This is a genomic window from Streptomyces sp. NPDC096136 (genome assembly GCF_044763325.1).
Lineage (GTDB): Bacteria > Actinomycetota > Actinomycetes > Streptomycetales > Streptomycetaceae > Streptomyces.
Genome location: NZ_JBIWFZ010000028.1, coordinates 24,494 through 44,903, shown reverse-complemented (window position 1 = coordinate 44,903; position 20,410 = coordinate 24,494). Strand labels below are relative to the sequence as shown.

16 protein-coding genes are annotated in these 20,410 nt (G+C 75.2%); 9 read left to right on the top strand and 7 right to left on the bottom strand.

Annotated features, from left to right (window positions below; genetic code table 11):
• Positions 1-106: 106 nt before the first annotated feature.
• The gene (locus ACIRBY_RS35345; protein ID WP_045946089.1) at positions 107-322 is read right to left on the bottom strand and encodes an MbtH family protein; all 216 of its coding nucleotides are present in this window, start codon (positions 320-322) and stop codon (positions 107-109) included.
• Positions 323-733: 411 nt separating this feature from the next.
• Here ACIRBY_RS35345 and ACIRBY_RS35340 point away from each other — a divergent pair, with 411 nt between their 5' ends.
• Positions 734-1,480, top strand: a complete 747-nt coding sequence (locus ACIRBY_RS35340) for a thioesterase II family protein (RefSeq protein WP_403908503.1) — start codon at positions 734-736, stop codon at positions 1,478-1,480.
• A 33-nt stretch (positions 1,481-1,513) separates the two neighbouring features.
• Positions 1,514-2,533 carry a BTAD domain-containing putative transcriptional regulator gene (locus ACIRBY_RS35335; RefSeq protein WP_403908501.1) on the top strand — a complete coding sequence of 340 codons (1,020 nt, stop codon included), beginning with the start codon at positions 1,514-1,516 and terminating at the stop codon, positions 2,531-2,533.
• Here ACIRBY_RS35335 and ACIRBY_RS35330 read toward each other — a convergent pair.
• Entirely contained in the window at positions 2,530-3,684 is a 1,155-nt protein-coding gene (locus tag ACIRBY_RS35330) for a serine hydrolase domain-containing protein (RefSeq protein WP_403908499.1), read from the bottom strand. The genes ACIRBY_RS35335 and ACIRBY_RS35330 overlap by 4 nt on opposite strands.
• Positions 3,685-4,050: 366 nt before the next feature.
• Between ACIRBY_RS35330 and ACIRBY_RS35325 the strand changes: the two genes are divergently transcribed.
• Positions 4,051-4,635 carry an LmbU family transcriptional regulator gene (locus ACIRBY_RS35325; protein WP_403908497.1) on the top strand — a complete coding sequence of 195 codons (585 nt, stop codon included), beginning with the start codon at positions 4,051-4,053 and terminating at the stop codon, positions 4,633-4,635.
• 63 nt (positions 4,636-4,698) lie between these two features.
• Here ACIRBY_RS35325 and ACIRBY_RS35320 read toward each other — a convergent pair whose 3' ends face one another.
• The gene (locus ACIRBY_RS35320; protein WP_403908539.1) at positions 4,699-5,391 is read right to left on the bottom strand and encodes an FMN-binding negative transcriptional regulator; all 693 of its coding nucleotides are present in this window, start codon (positions 5,389-5,391) and stop codon (positions 4,699-4,701) included.
• 171 nt (positions 5,392-5,562) lie between these two features.
• Here ACIRBY_RS35320 and ACIRBY_RS35315 point away from each other — a divergent pair, with 171 nt between their 5' ends.
• On the top strand, positions 5,563-6,909 hold the full coding sequence (locus tag ACIRBY_RS35315; RefSeq protein WP_403908495.1) for a lysine N(6)-hydroxylase/L-ornithine N(5)-oxygenase family protein: 1,347 nt from the start codon (positions 5,563-5,565) through the stop codon (positions 6,907-6,909).
• A gap of 105 nt (positions 6,910-7,014) precedes the next feature.
• On the opposite strand, the gene ACIRBY_RS35310 is transcribed toward ACIRBY_RS35315, so the two are convergent.
• Complete coding sequence (locus ACIRBY_RS35310) at positions 7,015-7,836, bottom strand: endonuclease/exonuclease/phosphatase family protein (RefSeq protein ID WP_403908493.1); 822 nt, start codon at positions 7,834-7,836, stop codon at positions 7,015-7,017.
• A gap of 226 nt (positions 7,837-8,062) precedes the next feature.
• Between ACIRBY_RS35310 and ACIRBY_RS35305 the strand changes: the two genes are divergently transcribed.
• The 3 genes from ACIRBY_RS35305 to ACIRBY_RS35295 all read left to right on the top strand — a co-directional run bounded on the left by ACIRBY_RS35305 (position 8,063) and on the right by ACIRBY_RS35295 (position 11,351).
• A complete protein-coding gene (locus tag ACIRBY_RS35305) occupies positions 8,063-9,904 on the top strand; it encodes a protein kinase (protein WP_403908491.1) in 1,842 nt (613 codons plus the stop codon).
• Positions 9,905-10,086: 182 nt separating this feature from the next.
• A complete protein-coding gene (locus ACIRBY_RS35300; protein ID WP_403908489.1) occupies positions 10,087-10,509 on the top strand; it encodes a tyrosinase family oxidase copper chaperone in 423 nt (140 codons plus the stop codon).
• The gene (locus ACIRBY_RS35295) at positions 10,506-11,351 is read left to right on the top strand and encodes a tyrosinase family protein (protein ID WP_403908487.1); all 846 of its coding nucleotides are present in this window, start codon (positions 10,506-10,508) and stop codon (positions 11,349-11,351) included. The genes ACIRBY_RS35300 and ACIRBY_RS35295 overlap by 4 nt, the downstream gene beginning before the upstream one ends.
• A gap of 16 nt (positions 11,352-11,367) precedes the next feature.
• On the opposite strand, the gene ACIRBY_RS35290 is transcribed toward ACIRBY_RS35295, so the two are convergent.
• The 3 genes from ACIRBY_RS35290 to ACIRBY_RS35280 all read right to left on the bottom strand — a co-directional run bounded on the left by ACIRBY_RS35290 (position 11,368) and on the right by ACIRBY_RS35280 (position 15,510).
• A complete protein-coding gene (locus tag ACIRBY_RS35290; RefSeq protein WP_403908485.1) occupies positions 11,368-12,126 on the bottom strand; it encodes a DJ-1/PfpI family protein in 759 nt (252 codons plus the stop codon).
• 48 nt (positions 12,127-12,174) lie between these two features.
• On the bottom strand, positions 12,175-13,065 hold the full coding sequence (locus ACIRBY_RS35285) for an aminoglycoside phosphotransferase family protein (protein ID WP_403908538.1): 891 nt from the start codon (positions 13,063-13,065) through the stop codon (positions 12,175-12,177).
• A 180-nt stretch (positions 13,066-13,245) separates the two neighbouring features.
• Positions 13,246-15,510 carry an MMPL family transporter gene (locus tag ACIRBY_RS35280; RefSeq protein WP_403908536.1) on the bottom strand — a complete coding sequence of 755 codons (2,265 nt, stop codon included), beginning with the start codon at positions 15,508-15,510 and terminating at the stop codon, positions 13,246-13,248.
• A gap of 366 nt (positions 15,511-15,876) precedes the next feature.
• On the opposite strand from ACIRBY_RS35280, the gene ACIRBY_RS35275 reads away from it, so the two are divergent.
• Both ACIRBY_RS35275 and ACIRBY_RS35270 read left to right on the top strand, forming a co-directional pair.
• Positions 15,877-16,641, top strand: coding sequence for an SDR family NAD(P)-dependent oxidoreductase (locus ACIRBY_RS35275; protein ID WP_403908483.1), 765 nt, complete (start codon positions 15,877-15,879; stop codon positions 16,639-16,641).
• 68 nt (positions 16,642-16,709) lie between these two features.
• Positions 16,710-19,640: a BTAD domain-containing putative transcriptional regulator gene (locus ACIRBY_RS35270; protein WP_403908481.1), complete on the top strand. Its 2,931-nt coding sequence runs from the start codon at positions 16,710-16,712 to the stop codon at positions 19,638-19,640.
• Positions 19,641-20,410: the final 770 nt, after the last annotated feature.

Here is a 20,410-nt window from a genome sequence, read left to right as displayed (position 1 = left end):
TCCGGGCGGCGGTCGCTGTCGCTGCGCTGCGTCCGGCCCGCCCGCGTGCGCGGGCGGCGAGGGGACGCAGGTGTGCGGGGCCCGTGGGCGGGCGGTCCCCGTCCGGTCAGTCGGCCGCCATGGCCTCGCGCAGGCTCCTGGGGCGCAGGTCGGTCCAGTTCCGCTCGACGTACTCCAGGCATGCGGCCCGGTCCGCCTCGCCGAAGACCACCCGCCAGCCCGCGGGTACCTCGGCGAACACCGGCCACAGGGAGTGCTGGTCCTCGTCGTTGACCAGGACGTGGAAGCGGCCGTCCCCGTCGTCGAAGGGGTTCGTGCTCACGTGACACTTCCTTAACTGTCATGGGATGACTCGGGAAGGGGAATCGCGGGGCCGGGTAGGGGAAGCGGGCGCGGGGCGCCGATCGGCGTCGCGACAGGGTGTCCGGCGCTCCGGTTCGAGCGGTGGTGCGGTGTCCCGGCCTTGCGGGCCGGATCGCGGGGACCGTTCGGGCTGGGCTGCCCGCGTTGCCGGTCCGGCTAGGCGCCCACTGTATACACGGCCCTTTTGAGACACGGTCGAGTCCCGCTCGGGAGACCGGGCCGGGGCGGTCGCGGCGCGCCCGGGCCTCGACCGCCTGAGGATCGTTGGAGAGCCGCCACACCTGCGGCACAGGTCACCTGATGCGCGCACCCCGCCAGCCGGGCTCCGCTCTATGGTGCGGGGGTGCGCGGCCCGATCCGAGGGAGAGAGATGGACAGCACACGTCCTGCCTTGCGCTTGTTCGTCCTGCACCACGCGGGCGGCTCCCACCTGCCCTACCGCCACTGGCCCGCCGGACTGCCGGACACCTGGGACGTGCGGCTGCTCGACGCCCCGGGCCACGGCTTCCTCCTCGACCTGCCGCCGATCACGGACGCGGGCCGTCTCGCCGACTTCCTCCTGAGCGGGATCGAGGCCGAACTCACCGTCCCCTATGCCCTTTTCGGCCACAGCATGGGCGCCCTCGTCGCGTACGAGATGACCCGGCGGGCCGCCGGCCGGGGGCTGCCGCTGCCCGTGTGGGTCGGTGTCTCCGCGCGCACGGCGCCGCAGCCGGTCGGGCCGGACCGGCCGTACCACGAGCTGCCCGACGCCGAGTTGCGGACCCGTCTGAACCTGCTCGGCGGCACCCCCGACGGGATCTTCGACGACCCCGAGCTGTGGTCCGTGTTCGAGCCGGTCATCCGGGCCGACCTGCGCCTGGTGGAGGAGTGGCGCCCGGCTCCCGGGGCCGGGCCGCTGCCGGTGGCGCTGTCCGCCTACGCGGGCGCCGGGGACGCGCACGCCTCGCCGGCGCGGATGGCCGGCTGGGCGGCGTACACCGAGCGCTTCCTGGGCCTGCGGGTGCTGGACGGCGGCCACTTCTACTTCCAGGACGATCCCGGGCCGCTGCTGCGGCAGATCGAACGGGACGCGACGGCGGCGCTCGACGCGGCGGGCGCGGCGCGCTCCTCCTGACCCGTGCGTTGCCGGCCCGTGCGAGGAGAAGACATGCAGTTCCGCATTCTCGGTCTGGTGGAGGTCCGCGACGAACAGGCCGGCCTGCACCTGCTGCCCACGGGCGCCAAGCAGCGCGCGCTGCTGGGGGCCCTGGTGGTGAAGGCCGGGCACCACGTCTCCGTGCAGCAGCTCATCGACGAACTGTGGGGCGAGCGGCCGCCCGCCAACGCGGCGAACGCGCTCCAGGTCCAGATGGCCCGGCTGCGCCGGCTGCTGTCCGGGCCGCAGGACGGCCGGGACGGGCGGCGGCGGGAGCGGCCGCCGTGGATCACGACCACCTCGTGCGGGTACACCCTGCGGATCGCCCCCGCAGAGACGGACGCCGCCTGCTTCCAGCAGCTCACCGACACCGCCCGGCGGGTCCTGCACGAGGACCCGGGGCGGGCCGGCGAGCTGCTGCGCCGGGCCCTGTCGCTGTGGCGCGGGCCGGCCCTGGAGGGCAGCGTGCTCGGCGACATCTGCGCGGGCCGGGCGGCCCAGCTGGAGGAGCACCGGCTGACCGCGCTGGAGATGATGTACGACGCGTACCTGCGCACCGGGCGCCATGGCGAGATCACCGGCGAGCTGATGGTGCTCACCACGGACAACCCCTTGCGGGAGAGGTTCTACGACCTGCTGATGGTCGCCTTCTACCGCTGCGGCCGGCAGGCGGAGGCGCTCGGCGTGTACGAACGGGCGCGCAACCGCATGGTGCACGAGCTCGGTGTCGAGCCGGGTCCCGTCCTGCGCGGCCTGATGCAGGCGATCCTCCACCACGACCCGGCCCTCGCCGCCTCGGCGGGACCCCTCCCGGCCGGACCGTCCCGGGCGGGGACGGCGCCCGCCGGGGCGGACGCGGCGGGCGGGGACGCCGTGCTCCCGCTCTTCGAGGAGATCTCCCGCCTCCAGCGCCGCATCGAGCAGCTCCAGCAGGAGCAGAACCGGCTCCTGTGCCGTTTCGACGAGTTGACCGGTGCGGCCGCGCGGGCGGTGGCGGCCGGGTCAGGACCGGCCCGGGGACCCGGGTTCTAGGGGCAGTACTCGGCGTTGACGATGGGGAGGATGGTCTCCGCTCCCCAGTTGGCGTTGTAGTTGAAGGTGAGCTGGTGGCGGGCGTCCTCGGTGAAGGCGGACAGGGAGATCCAGCCCAGGGCGCCGCCGTCGTGGTACCAGAGGACGGTGCCGCAGCCGAGGGTGAGCCGTTCGATGCCGAGTCCGTAGGAGGCGCCCGGGAAGTCCGGGTTGTCGACGGTCGTCTTCATCTCGGCCAGCTGCCGCGGCGGCAGCAGGCGCCCGCGCATGAGGGCCTCGTAGAAGCGGTTCAGGTCGCCCGCGCTGGAGATGATGTCGCCGTTGCCCCAGCTCTGCGACGGGTTGGTCTCGGTGACGTCGTCGATCCGGTCGGGCTGGGCGGCGAAGAGCCGGGAGTATCCGCGGGCGCTCGGCTGGGGCAGGAGGGCGCTCGTGCCGGGGTTGGACGTGGCCTTGAGCCCCAGCGGCTCGATGATGCGGCGGCGCACCTCCTCCGCGTACGGCCGGCCGGCGGCCTTCTCCAGGACCATGGCGGCCAGGACGTCGTTGGTGTTGGAGTACCAGTGCCTGGCGCCGGGCCGGAACGGCGGCTCGTGGGAGAGGGCCACCTGGACGCGCTGCTCGGGCGTCAGGGTGTCGTACCGGTGCCGGAGGTAGCCGTCGCCCGCCAGGTAGGTCTCGGCGTACTGCTGGTCGGCGAGGAAGTCGAAGAGGCCGCTGGTGTGGTTGAGGAGCTGGCGGACGGTGATCGCGCGGCCGTCGTTGCCGTTGCCCGCCACCAGGCCGGGCAGGTGGTGGTCCACCGTGTCGTCGAGGCCGATCTTCCCCTCCGCCTCCATCTGGAGCAGGGCGGTCGCGACGAAGGTGTTGGTCATCCCGCCGATGCGGAACCGGTCGTTCTTGCCGCGCGGCGCCCCCGTCGTCCGGTCGGCCACGCCCGCGGCCGTCTTCCACACCCCGCCGCCGTCCCGTCCCTCGGCGGCCACGCCGGGCACCCCGGCGGCCACCGCCGCTTCGATCGCGCGCTCCGTCGCCTGGTGGCCGGCCGCCGGTGGCGTCTCCCATGCCGCCCGGGCGGGTCCCGTGAAGGCGGTGGCCATGAGTGCGACCGCCGCGAGTGCGACCACGCCGGCTCTGGGTCTCTTCCGCATCGTCATACCCCTCTCCGGAAATTCATCTGGTCGGAAAATACCTGCCCACAGGTTCTTTTCGGCCTTGGCGGCCGAATTCCCAGGCAACGGCGGGCCGAATTGGATCCGCACAGGCGAAAGGGCCGTCCCGTCGACGGGACAGCCCTGGGGCACCGCACGGCGCGCGGCCGTTCGAACGCTGCTCCGGCGGACCTCCAGCCCGCCCCGCCACAGTTCTCGCCGGTTGTGTACGCCCCTTCTCCTGGAGGCACGATGGCACGTCAGGCCGGTCACACCGCGGCGGCGCAGGGCAGCCCGGCGACCGCTCCCCCACAACCCCCGTCGTGGCAGCCGCAGGCCGCGGGAGCCGCGCCGCGCAGGGGCCAAGTGCTGACGACCAAGGTGGGCCTGCAGATGCCGGCCGGGATGGCCTACGACGAGTGGGAGCGCGCCGGGCACCAGCTCGTCGGCGTGCTCGACTCGTCCTGCTGGTGGCTGGGCGACTGGCTCAAGTACGGCAAGGACCACTACACCGACCGGTACCAGCGCGGGATCCGCGCCGCCGGCCTCTCGTACCAGACCCTGCGCAACTACGCGTGGGTGTCCAGACGCTTCGACCTCGGCCGGCGCCGGCCCACCCTCAGCTTCCAGCACCACGCCGAGCTGGCGTCCATGCCGGTCGGGGAGCAGGACCTCTGGCTGGACCGGGCCGAGCAGCGCCAGTGGACCACCAAACAGCTGCGCGCCGCCCTGCGCGCCACGCGCCAGGGCGGCCGGCCGGACCGCGCGCCCATCGAGCCGAGCCGCCGCCTGGAGGTCCCCGGCAGCCGCGTCCAGTGGTGGCACAAGGCCGCGGAGCAGCTGGGCGTGGACTTCGAGCAGTGGGTGATGACCACCCTGGACAGCGCGGCGGCGAGCGCCCTGGAGGACCTCGGCGGGCGGGAGGAGCGCCGGGAGGCGGTCAGCGCCTGAGGCCCGCGCGCGGGGTCACCGCCCGGGGCCGGGCGCGGGACCGGGCGCGGGGCCGGCGCCGCGTCAGGGCAGCCGCCCCATCAGTCCCGCGGTCTCGCGCCGGTACGTGCACGCGCTCTGTCCGAACGACTCGCGCACCCGCTCGCGCACCTCGTCGGGCTGCTCCTGGCTGAGCTTGAACATGCCCTCGGCCCCGGTCACCGTCAACCGGAAGGCGCCCACGTCGGGCACGATCTTCCGGAAGTAGTCGAGGGACCCGTTCATGTCCCAGCCGTCGCCGAACGCCCCTTCGAAGGCGCGCACGGTGGACTTCACCACCTCCAGCGTCTCCTCGATCGAGTCGATCTTCTCCACGACACCCCGGACGTGCACCGAGGTGAAGTTCCAGGTGGGAGCGGCCGGGCTCTTCGCGTACACCGTGGGCGACACGTAGGAGTGCGGGCCGGTGAAGGTCAGCAGCAGGACGCCGCCCGTCTCCAGGGCCGCCCAGTGCGGGTTCGCGCGGTTCATGTGGCCGAGCAGCGTGGCCCCGGGAAGCTCGCCGGTCCATTCGCCGGAGGTCACGGGATCGAAGATGACCGGGAGGTGCGTGGCGAACGGACCGTCCTCGGGGCTGCCGTTGGCCACCGCGAGCGCCATCGGATTTCCGCGGACGAGGTCGACCATCCACGAACTGTCCGGTTCACGGTAAAAGCTGGGCACGAACACCCGGATTCCCCCTTTCGGCAATTGCCTCCTGAAATCTCCGCCGACCATACCGGCGTCCCGCCGACAGGACAACGATTCCGGATACAGCTCGTCCAGATAACCCTTCAAACGCTCTTCATGCAGTTTTCGAGTTGCCTCGGGGACTCCTCCGGGCAACACTTCAGAACGGTCTCTCGGGCCACCGGCCGAGTTTTCCAGACGCAAGGGGGAGAATTTCCTATGGGCATAACGGGCAGGCGCGACCAAGAGATCTACGACGTCGTCGGCATCGGGTTCGGCCCGTCGAACATGTCGCTCGCGATCGCCTTGCAGGAGCACGGGGCGGGCGTCCCGCCGCATCCGGTCAGGTCCCACTTCTTCGAGCGGCAGCCCACGTTCGGCTGGCACCGGAACATGCTGCTGCCGTCGACGACCATGCAGATCTCGTTCCTGAAGGACCTGGCGACCTTCCGGAACCCGATGTCCCGATTCAGCTTCGTCTCGTACCTGCACGCCGCGAACCGGCTGGTGCAGTTCGTGAACAACCAGAGTTTCATCCCGACCCGGCAGGAATTCCACCAGTACCTCGAATGGGCGGCCGCCGGCCTGCGCGACCAGGTCACCTACGGCGCCGAGGTCACCTCGGTCCGCCCGGTCACCGGCCCCGGGTCGCGCACGCCGGACCTGCTGGAGGTCGAGGTGCGCACCGGCGACGGGGTCAGCGTGGTCACCGCGCGCAACGTGGTCGTCTCGACAGGGCTGGTGCCGCGCATGCCGGCGGGGGTGTCGGCGGGCGAACGGGTCTGGCACAGCTCGGAGTTCCTGACCCGGTTCAACGCGCAGGACCCGGCGGAGCTCAAGAGCGTGGCGGTGGTCGGCGCCGGGCAGAGCGCGGCCGAGGTCACCCGGTTCCTCTACGACTCGCTGCCCCACGCCGAGGTCTCCGCGGTGATCCCGTCGTACGGCTACTCCGTGGCCGACGACACCCCCTTCGCCAACCAGGTGTTCGACCCCGACACGGTCGACGAGTACTACTTCGGCACCGAGGGGGCGCGGGACGCGTTCTGGCGCTACCACCGCAACACCAACTACTCGGTGGTCGACGCCGACGTCATCCGCTCCCTGTACCAGCGCTGGTACGACGAGCAGGTGCGCGGGGTCCAGCGGCTGCACTTCCGCAACCTGACCCGGGTCGAAGGGGTCGAGGGCTCGGAGAGCGGGGCGCGGGTGGTCCTGCGCTCGCTGCTCGACGACAGCCGGGAGGAACTGGCCGTCGACGCGCTGGTGTTCGCCAGCGGCTACGACGGCCTGGACCCGGCCCGCCTGCTCGGCGAGGACTTCGACCGGCACTTCCAGCGCGACGCGGCGGGTCGGCACCGGGTGGAGCGCGACTACCGGCTCGTCCCCACCTCGGGGCTGACCTGCGGGGTCTACCTCCAGGGCGGCACCGAGCACAGCCACGGCCTGACCTCGGCGCTGCTGTCGAACATCGCGATCCGCAGCGGCGAGATCGCCGACTCGATCGTCCTGCGGCGGGCCGAGCAGGAGCTGGGGCGCCGCGTGGAGGAGGCGCCCTCGGCGGCCTGAGGCGCGACGCCGCGGGGCGGCCGATCACGGCACCTTCCGGGAATCCCGAGGAGGCCGCGGATTGCTTTCCCCGGCTTCCGGGGCGGCTGTCCCGTCGGCCGGACCTCAGCCCCTCAGGCCGACGGCGCGCAACATGCGGTGGTCGGAGACGGCCGGGTCGAGCGGGAGGACCTCGGCCTCGCCCCGGGTGAGGTCCGGGTGACCGAAGAACACGTAGTCGAGCTTCTTGTCGTTCCAGGTGGGGGTGTCGTCGGGGTCGGCCTCGACGAAGCCGGCGGAGTAGAGGGGCTCGGTGGAGGCCGTGCCGGGCGAGTGGTTGAAGTCGCCGGCCAGGAGGACGGGGAGGCCCTGGTCCCGCCAGGCTCCGGCCTGGGCGGCGAGCCGGCGCGCCTCGGGGGCGCCGCGGGTGCCGTCGTCCCAGTAGAGGTGCACGGAGCAGGCCCAGTTGGCGAGGCCGTGCAGGGTGTTGCGCACGCAGGGCACCCTGATCGGCTCGGACTCTCCGCCGACGGTCAGGTCGAGGTCGGCCGTCGCGCTCACCGGCCCCCGCACCAGGACGGCGTTGCCGTAGGGGCGGCCGCCGCAGACCTGCGGGAGGCCGGAGAGGGTGGGGCCGTAGTGGCCCTGGAAGCCCTGTGGGGCGAGCCGGGCGAGGATCTCGTCGTACTGCGGCTCGCAGACCTCCTGGAGGAAGAGCTGGTCGGCGTTCCATCCGGTGGCGGCCGCCTGGGCCACGACGCTGTCGATGCGCCGGCCGTCGTCGTAGGGGGCGGCGGCGCACATGTTGCCGCAGATGTTGTAGGTGACGACGCGCAGCGGCGGTGCCCCGGCGGCGCGGGCGGGCGGCGCCGTGCAGGGGGTGGCGAGGAGGAGGGCGGCCGAGGCGGTGAGGGCGGCGTGCAGGGGGCCTGGAAGGCGGCAGCGCATGGCGGGGCTCCCGGTCGGGCTGGGTGCGGGCGGGGGCGGGGGGCAGGGCTGTCACCGGTCAGGTCCCCGGCACCGGCGCGCATACGCACACCAGTGGGTGCGCGCCCCCGGCGCGGGGCCAACTGCCGTGCGCGGGGCGCGCATCGGGCTCGGGAGCGGCTGTCGTGGCGGCGGGGGCGTCGGGTAGCTTTCCCCGGTAACCGATCTCGATCCCATTGGGGCTGACGTGGTGGAGCTGGACGGGAGCGGGGCCGGGCCGCTGGAGGCGGACGATCCGCGCCGGATCGGGGAGATCGCGCTGGCCGGGCGGCTCGGGGCCGGGGGCATGGGCCGGGTGTTCCTGGGGGTCTCGCAGGGCCGGTACGTCGCGGTCAAGCAGCTGCTGGCCTCCGTCGTCGGCGAGGACGAGGACTTCGTACGGCGGTTCGGGCACGAGCTGGACAACCTCGCCCGGCTGCCCGCCGGGGCCACCGCGCCTCTGCTCGCGAGCGACCGGACCGCGCGGCCCCCGTGGTTCGCCACCGCCTACGTACCCGGGCTCACCCTGCGCGAGGCCCTCGAGGTGCACGGCGGCCCGCTGCCCGCGGCCTCGCTGTGGCGGCTGCTGCGGGAGGCGGCCGCCGGCCTGGAGCCGGTGCACGCGCTGGACATGGTGCACCGGGACCTGAAGCCGTCCAACGTCATGCTGACCCTCGACGGGCTCACCCTCATCGACTTCGGCGTCGCCCGGGCGGCCGAGCAGAGCCGGCTCACCCGGACCGGCATGGTCGTCGGCACCCCCGCGTACATGGCGCCCGAGCAGGCGTCGGGGGCGCGGGGCCTGAGCGGTGCCACCGACGTGTTCGCGCTGGGGTCCGTCCTCGCGTACGCGGCCTGCGGGGAGCCGCCGTTCGGGGACGAGTCCGGGCACGGGGTGCTGTACCGCATCGTGCACGAGGAACCCGGCCTGGATCCGCTGCGGGAGCTGGACGCGGAGCTCGCCGAGGTGGTCGGCGCCTGCCTCGCCAAGGATCCGGGGGACCGGCCCGGGGCCGCCGAACTGCTCGAACTGGCCTCCCGGCACGTCCCGGACGAGGGTCCCCTGTGGCCGCAGGCCGTCACGGCGCGGCTGTCGGAGCGGGCCGCCTTCGCGGCGCGGGTGCAGGAGGTCGACGTACCGACCCTTCCGCTCGGCGCGAAGGGGCCCGCGGAACCGGAGCCGGAGCCGGAAGCGGCGGCCGGGACCGGGCGGGCCGAGCCGGCCGGGCGGGGCCGGCGCGCCCGGATCCTGCTGGCCGTCGTCCCCGTGGTCGTGGTCGCGAGCGGGACCACGCTCGCCGTACAGCACCTGCCGTTCGCCTCCTCGCCGCCCGCGAAGGCGGAGGCGGGGGCCGCGCCCCGGGAGGGCGGGCCGGCCTCGTCCCCCGCACCGGGCGGCCCCTCGGCCCCGGCGGCCGGGGCCCCGTCGGCGCCGGGCGCCTCCCCATCGGGCACGGCCCCGCCGGCGGCCTCACCGGCCCCGGGCGGGACGGTCCCGGGCGGGCAGGACCCCGGGGGCGCGGGGCAGGGCGCCGCGGGCGCGCCCCAGGGCGGCGGCCCCGGGAGCGCCCCCGGGACGGGAGCGGCGCCCGGTACGGGCACCGGCCCGGCCCCCGGTACGGCGAACGGCGCGGGCGGGTCGAACCCCTCCGGTGGAGGCGGGTCCACGACGGCCGCGCCCCCGCCGCCCGCCTCCGGGGCGGGGCGCTACCGCAACGGGAACAACGGCGAGTGCGTCGTCCAGGTCTTCGGCTCCTCGGCCCCCGGCGACTGCGGGAGCGGGTCCGCCCGGTGGGCCGTGCGCGGCAGGCCGGACGGCAGCTTCAAGCTCGTCAACGAGCAGAGCGGCCAGTGCCTGTACTCCAACGGACCCAACCAGGCCGTCTTCGTGGGGGACTGCGCCCAGGACATCGGCCGGCTGTGGCGTACGGGGGCGAACGGGACCCTCCGCGACTCCGCGGGCGCCTGCCTCGACCTGGGCTTCGGCGGCGGCCTGGTGACGTCCGGCTGCGACGGTGACGCCTCGCAGCGCTGGACGCGCCAGTCCTGAGCGGCACGCCGGAGGAACCGGAGTACGGACCTGGCGTACGGACCTGGCCGGAACTTGCTGTCATGACCACGTAAGATGACGGCCGGCACCGGCGGGTCCGCCGGCGCTCCGCCCCGCCCGAGGGAAGTGGATGCGCGGGGCACCGATCGAGCGTTCCCGTGCTTCTGATACCTATTCAAGCCATGAACATGATCACTCGCCGGCAGGCGCTGGGGCTCGGCTCCGGTGTGGCCGCAGCCATCGGACTGGCCGCCTGCTCGTCCAAGTCGACCCCCGCCCCGGCGGCCGGCGCCTCCGGCGCGTCGGGCGCACCGGGCCCCTCCGGAGCGCCCTTCTCCCTGCCCACGGGCACCATCGACGAGACCTACGAGGGCCACCGCATCCAGATCACCGTGGGCCCCGGCGGCCACCACGGCATGGCCATGCCCGTCGTCAAGATCGACGGCAACGACCTGCACCTCATGCCCAACGCCGACGGCAGCTGGGTCACCGTCGTCAACCACTACGAGACGTTCCCGGACCCCATCTCGGCCGCCCGCGCCGCCGTCCGCGAACTCCAGGGCGCCGACCTCGTCCCGTTCATCGCTAAGGAAGCCAAGCTGTGACCGTCCGCAAGAACCAGGCCACCCTCACGCCGGACGAGAAGCGCGCCTTCGTCAACGCGGTGCTCGAACTGAAGCGGACCGGCATCTACGACCGGTACGTCAACGCCCACAACTGGTTCCTGCTGAACGACTCGGACTTCGGCGACCGGATAGGCCACCGCTCCCCGTCCTTCCTGCCCTGGCACCGCCGGTTCCTGCTGGACTTCGAGGCGGCCCTCCAGCGGATCGACCGGAACGTCTCGCTCCCCTACTGGGACTGGACCGTCGACCGCACGGCCAACTCCTCCCTGTGGGCCTCCGACTTCATGGGCGGCACCCGGCGGGGGCGCGACGGCCAGGTGCTCGACGGCCCCTTCGGCGCCCAGGGCGGCAAGTGGGTGCTGACGGTGGGGGTGGACCGCCGCACGTACCTGCGGCGCGGCCTGGGCTCCGGGACCCCGCAGCTGCCGACGCGGGCCGATGTGGACTCCGTGATCGCCATGCCGGTGTACGACGCCGCCCCCTGGAACAGCGCCTCCAGCGGGTTCCGCAACGCCCTGGAGGGCTGGCGGGGCGTCAACCTGCACAACCGGGTGCACGTCTGGGTCGGCGGCCAGATGACCTCGGCCGCCTCCCCCAACGACCCGGTGTTCTGGCTGCACCACGCCTTCATCGACAAGCTGTGGGCCGAGTGGCAGGCCAAGAACCCGAGGTCGGGCTACCTGCCCGCCACCCGGACGGCGAACGTGGTCGACCTGCGATCCGTGCTGAGCCCGTGGAACAACGTGACCCCGGCCGACATGCTCGACCACCACAAGTTCTACACGTTCGACACCGAGGCCGGCGGGCAGCAGCGCTACTAGGGGCCGGCCGGAGGGGCTACCGGGCGGTGCGCAGGACGGTGCCGCGGCGTTCGAACTCCAGCAGCGCCTCCACCCCGGAGGCGGCCTCGGCGCCGAGTTCGCGCTCCAGGAGCCACAGGGCCGCGTCGATGCCGGAGCTGACGCCGCCCGCGCAGACCAGGTCGCCGTCGTCGACGACGCGGGCGTCGCGGACGTCGTGGCCGAGGTCGCGCAGGTCCTGCTTGGCCCGGACGTGGGTGGTGCAGGGGCGGCCGTCGAGCAGTCCGGCCGCGTGCAGGACGAAGACGCCGGTGCACACGCCGACGACGGTGAGGCCGGGCCGTGCGGCCCGGCGCAGCGCCTGCGGGAGGGTGCCCTTGCCGATCTCGGCCCAGACGCCGGCGCCGTCGCGCTTGCGGTAGCCGCCACCGAGGACGACGACCGCGTCGGCCGAGGACGGGTCCCAGCGGCCCGGTACGTCGACGACGGTGCCGAAGGAGGCCCGGACGCGGCCCGGGCGGCCGGTGGTGACCAGGGTGGGTTCCACCGGCCGGCCCAGGGCGGCCGCGAGGGCGAACACCTCCAGGGGGCCGAACAGGTCGAGTTCCTCGACGCCGTCGAAGGCGACGAGGTGGACGCGCAGGGGCCTGGCGGCGGGCGCCGGGACCCCGGGCGCCGCCGCGGGCGCGGGATTCCCGGCCGCCGCCGCGGGGGCCGCGCCGGCCCAGCCGGCCGCGAGGGCCGCGCCGCCGGTCAGGGTGGTCGCGAGCAGGTGCCGTCGGTTGAAGTCGCTCATGGGCAGGTGGTCGTACGGCGGGGCCGGGGGGTTCCCGGCCGTCCGCCGTCAGCCGGTGCGGCGGTATTCGGCGAGCACCTCGGCCGCCGTGCGGTGGGCGACGGCGGCGAGGACCGGGTTGGTCCCGCGGTAGTAGTGCTCGGCGGTGAGGCCGAAGCAGAGCGCCCATCCGCGGCCGCGGGCCCAGGTGGCGTCGTCCGCCCCGGCCGCCTCGCGGAACGGGGCGCGGGTCGCGGCCGTCAGGAGGGTCCAGGCGGCCATGGTGTCGCAGGCCGGGTCCCCGGCGCCCACCCCGCCGAAGTCGATGACGGCCCGCAGCCGTCCGCCCCGGGCCAGCAGGTTGCCCGGCAGGAGGTCGCCGTGGAGCCAGACGGGGGCGCCCTCCCACTGCGGCAGCCGGAGGGTCTCCTCCCACAGGGCGGTCGCGGTGTCCGCGTCGTGCGTCCCGTCCGCGCCGAGGTCGCGGATCGCGGCGCGGACGCCCTCGTCGCGGGTGGCGACCGGTCCGCCGCGGAAGGACACCGGCGCTCCCGCGGCGTCGACGCCGCGCAGGGCCGCCACGAAGCGGCCGAGCGCGACCGCGGTCCCGTGCAGGTCGGCGGCGGGTTCGTCGAAGAGGTCCTCGCCGTCGAGCCAGCGGTAGACCGACCACGGGTGGGGGAAGCCCTCGCCGGCGACGCCCCGGCCCAGCGGCTCGGGGACGTCCAGCGGCAGGTGCGGCGCGAGGTGCGGAAGCCAGCGGTGCTCCTTGGCCACGTCGGCGGCGGCGCCCGGAATCCGGGGCAGGCGCACCACCAGGTCGCCGCCCAGGCGGTACATGGCGTTGTCCGTGCCGGCGGAGACCACTCTGCTGACGGGGAGGCGGGCCCACCGGGGGAACTGGGCCCGGATCAGCGCGGCGACGAGCGCCTCGTCGGTGTCGGCCTCGTCCTCGTGCATCCTGGCGCCGGCTGCCACGGAGCTCCTCGGGTCGGTGCGGGGGTGCGGGCGGCCTGGAGCCTACGCGGCGCCGCTGCGCGGGGGCGAAGGGATTTCTGCGGCGTACGGGCCCGTACGCCGGAGCCCGTACGCCGGGGGATCGGATCCCCCGGCGCACGGGCGGGTCGCCTGCGGCGCCGCTCAGGCGGAGTGGTCGTGCTGGGCCTCGCGGAGGTGGGCCGGGTGCGGGGCCGGGCCGCCGTGCGCGACCGGGACGGACGGGCGGCGGTTCAGCTTCTCGCCCTCGACGTCCATGTTCGGCAGCAGCCGGTCGAGCCAGCGCGGCAGCCACCAGGCGGAGTTGCCGAGGAGCGCGAACAGGGCCGGGACCAGGGCCATGCGGACCACGAAGGCGTCGAAGAGGACGGCGGCGGCGAGGCTGAAGCCGACCATCTTCACGAAGTCGTTCGTCTCCAGGATGAAGCCGGAGAAGACGCTGGTCATGATGATCGCCGCGGCGCTGACGACCCGTCCGCCGTAGCGGAACCCGGTGACGACGGCCTCGGTGGGCGGGGCTCCGTGGACGTACGCCTCCCGCATCCGGGTCACGAGGAAGACCTCGTAGTCCATCGCGAGGCCGAACACCACGCCGATCATGAAGATCGGGAGGGTGCTCATGACGGGGCCGGGCTGCTCGATGCCCAGGACGCCGGCGAGCCAGCCCCACTGGAAGACGGCCACGACCGCGCCGAGGGCGGCGGAGACCGACAGGAGGAAGCCGAGGGCGGCCTTGAGCGGGACGAGCAGCGAGCGGAAGATCAGGACCAGGAGGAGGAAGGCGAGGCCGACGACCAGCCCCAGGTAGGGCAGCATCGCCTCGTCGAGGGTCCGGGAGAAGTCGATGAACAGGGCGGTCTGGCCGGTGACCAGGATCTCGGCGCCGGTGTCCGCCTCGATGCCGCCCGCCCTGGCGCGGATGGTGGTGACCAGCTCCTCGGTCCGGTGCTCGGTGGGGCCGGAGGCAGGGACCACGTTGAGGACGGCGGTGTCGCCGGCGGGGTTGGGCGTCGCGGGGGTCACCGTGGCGACGCCGTCGACCTGGGCGAGTTCCCTGCCGACCGCGGCGGCCGCGGCGGCCGCGTCCTTGGCCTGGACGGTGACGGTCAGCGGGCCGTTGAAGCCGGGCCCGAAGGACTCGGACAGCATGTCGTAGGCCTTGCGCTGGGTGGTGTCGAGCGCCATGGTGCCCTCGCCGGGCAGGCCGAGCTGGAGGCTCGCGGCGGGCACCGCGAGGGCGCCGAGGCCGAGGACGCCGACCGCGAGGACCAGCAGGGGGCGGCGTACGACGAACTGCGCCCAGCGGGTGCCGAGGTTGGGCCCGCGCCGCGCGGCGAGCCGGTCGGCCCTGCGCTGGAGGCGTGCGCTGAGCGGCTTGCCCTGGATGGCCCGCCGCTCCAGGCGGGGCATGACCTTGACGGGGGCGAAGCCGAGGAGCGCGGGGACGAGCGTGACCGCGATGAGCACGGCGATCGCGACGGTGCCGGCGGCGGTGAGGCCCATCTTGGTGAGCATCGGGACGTTGACGACGGCGAGGCCGGCGAGCGCGATGATGACGGTGAGGCCGGCGAAGACGACGGCCGAGCCGGCGGTGCCGACGGCCCGGCCGGCGGCGTCGGCGCGGTCGCGGCCCTCGGAGATCTCGGCGCGGTAGCGGGAGATGATGAACAGGGCGTAGTCGATGCCGACCGCGAGGCCGATCATCAGGGCCAGCGTGGAGGTGGTGGCGGACAGGCCGAGGGTGCTGCCGAGGGCGGTGACGGCCGCGCTGCCGACGGCCACGCCGATGACGGCGGTGAGCAGGGGCATGCCGGCGGCGACCAGGGAGCCGAAGGTGAGCAGCAGGACCACGGCGGAGACGAGGATGCCGATGCCCTCGGCGCCGCCCATGGCGGCCTCGACCTTGACGGCGTCGCCGCCGGACTCGACGGTCAGGCCGTCGGCCCGGGACTTCTCCAGGACGGCGTCGAGTCCGTCGTGCGCCGCGTCGGTCAGCTTGAGGGCGGGGACCTTGTACGCGGCCACGGCGTAGGCCGTGGTGCCGTCCTTGCTGACGGCGCCGGTCGTGAAGGGGTCCGAGGCCGAGACCACGTCGGGCGCCTTGGCGAGGGCGGCGACGAGGCGCTCCACCTTGGCCTTCTCGGCCGGGTCGGAGAGCGTGCGGCCGGCGGGGGCGCGGACGACCACGCGGGCGGTGGCGCCGTCCGCGCTCGCGGCCGGGAACTTCTCCTTGAGGACGTCGAAGGCCCGCTGCGACTCCGTGCCCGGCATGGAGAAGGTGTCGGCGGGCGGGGGCGGGGCGGTCGAGGCGGCGAGGCCGACGGCGACCAGGACGGCGAGCCACAGCAGGGTCACCAGGCCCCGCCGCCGGAAGGCGAACCGGCCCGTCTTGTAGAGGAAGGTGGCCATGGCGAACAGACTCCCGTGGGGTTCGGCGGGGAAGGAGGCGTCGGAGGAGCGGTCCCGTACGGCGCGGGGGCCGTCGGGTGGCACCACTATGGCACACGCATGGCGCTACAGGGAGCCATATCGACGCACGAACTGATGTCACGACCGCACCACATGGCGCCAAAGAGTCTCGAAACCGGGCAGATGTTTCCCGCGGTAGCCCCGAACTACGCTTGGAACAAGGAGGCTCCATGCAGGCGCCACCATGACACCACCACGGCTCCAGCTGCCGCGGTGAGCGGTCGGTGAGCGCGCGGTGAGCGGGCCGGACGACCGTGGTTCCCGTCGCCGGACCACAGAGGTCCGGCCCGGTACGAGGAGCAGGTCATGGGCACGCTGAACGGCAGGACGGCACTGGTGACGGGCGGCTCCCGGGGGATCGGCCGGGCGGTCGCGCTGCGGCTGGCGGCCGAGGGGGCCCTGGTCGCCGTCCACTACGGCGGCAACGAGGAAGCGGCCCTGGAGACGGTGGCGCTGATCGAGGAGGCGGGCGGCCTCGCCTTCGCGGTGCGGGCCCGCTTCGGGGAGGAGGGGGCGGTGGACGCGCTGTTCGAGGGGCTGACCGCCGGGCTCGGCGGGTGCGGGCTGGACGTCCTCGTCAACAACGCGGGCATCGGATCGGGCAGTTCGATCGGCCAGGTCACCGAGGAGGAGTTCGCCCGGCTGCTGGCGGTCAACGTCACCACCCCGTTCTTCGTGATCCAGCGCGCGCTGCCGCTGCTGAACGACGGCGGGCGCATCGTCAACATGGGCTCGACGGCCAGCCGCTTCGCGGTGACGAGCCAGATCGGGTACACCGTCACCAAGGCGGCCCTGGAGGCGATGGCCCCCTCGCTGGCCAACGAGCTCGGCCGGCGCGGCATCACGGTGAACACGGTGGCGCCGGGCGCCGTCCGCACCGACATGACCGCCGGCTACACGGCCGTCCCGGAGGTGGTCGCCGCCCTGGAGGGGATCACCGCGCTCGGGCGGCTCGGCGAGCCGGAGGACGTCGCCGACGTGGTCGGCTTCCTGGCGGGGCCGCAGGGGCGGTGGATGACCGGCCAGACCGTGGACGTCTCCGGGGGCACCTGGCTCGGCCCGCTCGGCTGACCACCGCCCCTCCGGGCGGTCGCCGGACGATCGGCTCCGGTGATCGACTCCCGTGGATAATCACCGCCATGCGGTTCTCCATCCTCGGCGAGACTCTGGCCCTGCGCGACGACGGCACCGAGGTCCCCCTGGGCGGGCCCGCCCGGCGCGCCCTGCTGACCCTGCTGCTGGTGCGCCCCCGGGAGGTGGTGGCGGCCGACCGGCTGGCGGACGAGATGGCCCCGGACGGCGCGATGTCGGCGCACGCGCTGCAGTCCCAGGTGTCCCGGCTGCGCGCGGCCCTGGGGCCGGCCGTGATCGAGCGGGCCGGGGCCGGCTACCGGGCCGCCGTGGACCCCGAGGACGTGGACGCGGGCCGGTTCGAGCGGCTGGTCCGCGAGGGCCGCGCCGCGCTGGCCGGGGACGACCTCCTTCGTTCGGTCGAACTCCTACGCGGGGCAATGGAGTTGTGGCGCGGACCGGCGCTGGCCGACCTGGCGCACCTGACGGAGGCCGACGCCGCGCGGGCCGCCGGCGTACGGCTGGAGGAGCTCCGGCTCGGGGCCGTCGAGGACCGGATCGAGGCCGAGCTGCGGCTCGGCGGCCACCGGGACGCCGTGGCGGAGCTGCGGGAGCTGACCGGCCGCCATCCGCTGCGCGAGCGCCTCGCCGCCCTGCTGATCCGGGCCCTGTCCGCCGAGGGCGGGCAGGCCGAGGCGCTGGCCGTGTACGAGGAGACCCGCAGCCGGCTGGCCGAGGAGCTCGGCAGCGACCCGTCGGCCGAACTGGTCTCCCTGCACCGGGAGCTGCTGGACTTCGACCCCTCCCCCGCGCAGGTCGGGCCGCCCGCCCAGCTGACCTCCTTCGTGGGCCGCGCCGACGAGGTCGCCGAGGTGGCCGGCATGCTGCGGGTGGCGCGGCTGGTGACGCTGGTGGGGCCGGGCGGGGTCGGCAAGACCCGGCTGTCGGTGGAAGTGGCCGCAGCCGCCTCGGACGACGTGTGCTTCGTGGAACTGGCCCCGCTGCGCGACGGCGCCGGCCTGCCGCAGGCGGTGCTGGCGGCGCTCGGGCTGCGCGGCAGCGGCCTGCTGCCCGGCGGCGGGCAGGGCCCGTTCGAGCGGCTGGCGACGGCCCTGGCGGACCGGATGCTGCTGCTGGTCCTGGACAACTGCGAGCACCTGGCCGAGGAAGCCGCCGCGCTGGCCGGGCGGCTGCTGGCGGTCTGCCCCCGGCTGCGGATCCTGGCCACCAGCCGGGAGCCCCTCTCCGTCATCGGGGAGCACCTGTGGCAGGTGCGGCCGCTGGAGGACGGGGCGGCCGTACGCCTGTTCACCGAGCGGGCCTCGGCGGTCCGGCGCGGCTTCACGGCCGCCCCCGGGCGGGTGGAGCGGATCTGCGCGGCGCTCGACAACCTGCCGCTGGCCATCGAGCTGGCGGCGGCCCGGCTGCGCACGATGGACGTGGAGGACCTGGCGGGCCGGCTCGACGACCGGCTCGGCGTGGCCTCCGCCCGGGCCAACCGCAGCGCCGACGAGCGACACCGCACGCTGCGCTCGGTGGTCGCCTGGAGCTGGGGCCTGCTGTCCGGGCCGGAGCAGCGGGCCGCGCGGCGGTTCAGCGTGTTCCCCGCGGGAGCGGCCTCCCGGGCGGCGCTGGCGGTGTGCCGGGCGGACGGCGAGGACGGCGAGGACCTGGGGTCGGAGGTGCTGGAGTCGCTGGTGGACAAGTCCCTGCTGGAGTTCGCGGGCGGGCGCCTGCGGATGCTGGAGACGATCCGCGCGTACGGCGCCGAGCGGCTGGAGGAGGCGGGCGAGACCGCGTCCGCGAACGCCGCGCACGCGCGGTACGTGCTGGAGCTGGCCCGCGCGGCCGATCCGCACCTGCGGGGGGCCGGGCAGCCGGAGTGGCTGGACCGGATGGCGGCCGGCCACGGCGACCTCCTGGCCGCGCTGCGCCGGGCGGTCGGGGAGGGCAGCTGGGAGACGGCCCTGGAACTCCTGGCGCCGGCCTCGGCGTACCTGTGGATCCGCGGGGTGTCCGGGTCGGTCGCGGCGCAGGCCGCCGCGGTGCTCGACGCCGTCGGGGACGCTCCCCCGGCCGGGCTGGGCGAGGAGTACGCGGCGTGCGTGCTGCTGGCGGCGGCCGGTCCCGGCGGGCTCGCGCCGTGGCGGCGCCACCGGGCGCGGGCCGGTCGCCTGCTGGCCGCCGCCTGGCCGCAGGACGGCGGGGCCGGCGGACGGTACCCGGTGGTACTGCTGCTGTGGATGATGCGCAACGCGGCGGAGGCCGATCCGCTGGAGGCGTTCGCCCTGGTGTCGGCGCAGCGCGACCGCCCCGATCCGTGGGTCCGGGCGGTGGCCGCGTACGTGGCCGGGTTCGGGCCCCTCGGGGCGGGCGACCCGGCGGGCGCCGAACGGGCCTTCGCCGAGGCCGCCGAGGGGTTCCGGGCGGCCGGCGACCGCTGGGGCGGCGCGCTCGTCCTGGACGTGCTCGCGGGGATGGCTGCGGCGCGCGGGGACCGGGAGGGGGCGGTGGCGCTGACCGACGAGGCGCTGGCGCTGACCGAGCGGCTCGGCGCCCTGGAGGACAGCGCCGACCTGCTGGTCAACCGGGGCGACCACGTCGTGGACGCGGACCCGGCGCAGGCCGGCGCCGACTACGCCCGGGCGGCGGCCCTCGCCCGCCGCGCCGGGGGTTCCGCGGCCCTGGCGGCGGCCCTGCGCGGGCTCGGCGACCTGGCCCTGCGGGACGGGGACCCGACGGAGGCCGGACGCCTGTACGGGGAGGCCCTGGAGCGGATCGACCCGCACTGGGTCAAGAGCGCGGGGAGCCGGGTCCGGGCCCTCGTCGGACTGGGCCGGGTCGCGCAGGCGCACGGCGACCGGGCGGCGGCCCGGGCCCGCTACGCGGAGGCCGCCGCGGCGGCGTCGGCCGTGGTCGGCGGCACCGGCCCGGAGGCGCTGCGCCTGCTGGGCCTGCCGCGGGAGGTCGTCGACACGCTGGTCGCGCACGCGCCCTGACGCCCGGACGGCCGGACGGCGCCGCCCCGATTCTGCCGCCACCGGCCCCCGCCTGGACAGCCCTGCCCGACCAGCGTGCCCCGGCCGGCCGCCCCGAACGACCCCCGCGGACCCCGCGCCCCGTCGGCGGCCGGGCGATCCCCCACGAGCCCCGGGGCACCTCTCCCGCGGCCGGGGCACGCCGCGGCTGCCGGGCGGCACCGCCCGCCGGGGGCCGGAGCGGCAGCCGGACGACGGGGGCGCGGGCGCAGGCCGTACGGAGCCGGCCCGAGGCGCTGGAGCAGCGGCCGGGTCACGATCTGCACCGCCCTCCCCGGTGCACCCGGAGCCCGGGCCGACCTCCGCGCCGTCGCGCCCGTCGGGCGAGACGGGTCCGGGTGCGCGGGAGCGGCCGGGTGGGGCGCTGATGGGCGGCGTACAGGAATCCGGAGGGAGCCGGGCCGGGACCGGGCCGGGCCGGCACGACGAGCGCGGCGGGGCGGCGACGCGGGCACGACCGGCACGGAGGGGCGGGGCGGCAGACACGACGCGCGGGACGGGCACGGCGGCACAGCCCGGCGGAGGCAGGCGCCACGCACGGGACGGGCACGGCGGCACAGCCCGGCGCGGCGCGGCGGGCGCAGCGGGGCGGGCGAGGCGCGGCGGCACAGCCCGGCGGAGGCAGGCGCCACGCACGGGACGGGCACGGCGGCACAGCCCGGCGGAGGCAGGCGCCACGCACGGGACGGGCACGGCGGCACAGCCCGGCGCGGCGCGGCGGGCGCAGCGGG

What these genes read in the sequence shown, in the direction of transcription:
- ACIRBY_RS35340 (WP_403908503.1), top strand. Translation starts at nt 734, where the DNA reads ATGGACAGCACACGTCCTGCCTTGCGCTTGTTCGTCCTGCACCACGCG.
- ACIRBY_RS35335 (WP_403908501.1), top strand. Translation starts at nt 1,514, where the DNA reads ATGCAGTTCCGCATTCTCGGTCTGGTGGAGGTCCGCGACGAACAGGCC.
- ACIRBY_RS35330 (WP_403908499.1), bottom strand. Translation starts at nt 3,684, where the DNA reads ATGCGGAAGAGACCCAGAGCCGGCGTGGTCGCACTCGCGGCGGTCGCA.
- ACIRBY_RS35320 (WP_403908539.1), bottom strand. Translation starts at nt 5,391, where the DNA reads ATGGTCGGCGGAGATTTCAGGAGGCAATTGCCGAAAGGGGGAATCCGG.
- ACIRBY_RS35315 (WP_403908495.1), top strand. Translation starts at nt 5,563, where the DNA reads ATGGGCATAACGGGCAGGCGCGACCAAGAGATCTACGACGTCGTCGGC.
- ACIRBY_RS35310 (WP_403908493.1), bottom strand. Translation starts at nt 7,836, where the DNA reads ATGCGCTGCCGCCTTCCAGGCCCCCTGCACGCCGCCCTCACCGCCTCG.
- ACIRBY_RS35300 (WP_403908489.1), top strand. Translation starts at nt 10,087, where the DNA reads ATGAACATGATCACTCGCCGGCAGGCGCTGGGGCTCGGCTCCGGTGTG.
- ACIRBY_RS35290 (WP_403908485.1), bottom strand. Translation starts at nt 12,126, where the DNA reads ATGAGCGACTTCAACCGACGGCACCTGCTCGCGACCACCCTGACCGGC.
- ACIRBY_RS35285 (WP_403908538.1), bottom strand. Translation starts at nt 13,065, where the DNA reads ATGCACGAGGACGAGGCCGACACCGACGAGGCGCTCGTCGCCGCGCTG.
- ACIRBY_RS35280 (WP_403908536.1), bottom strand. Translation starts at nt 15,510, where the DNA reads ATGGCCACCTTCCTCTACAAGACGGGCCGGTTCGCCTTCCGGCGGCGG.
- ACIRBY_RS35275 (WP_403908483.1), top strand. Translation starts at nt 15,877, where the DNA reads ATGGGCACGCTGAACGGCAGGACGGCACTGGTGACGGGCGGCTCCCGG.
- ACIRBY_RS35270 (WP_403908481.1), top strand. Translation starts at nt 16,710, where the DNA reads ATGCGGTTCTCCATCCTCGGCGAGACTCTGGCCCTGCGCGACGACGGC.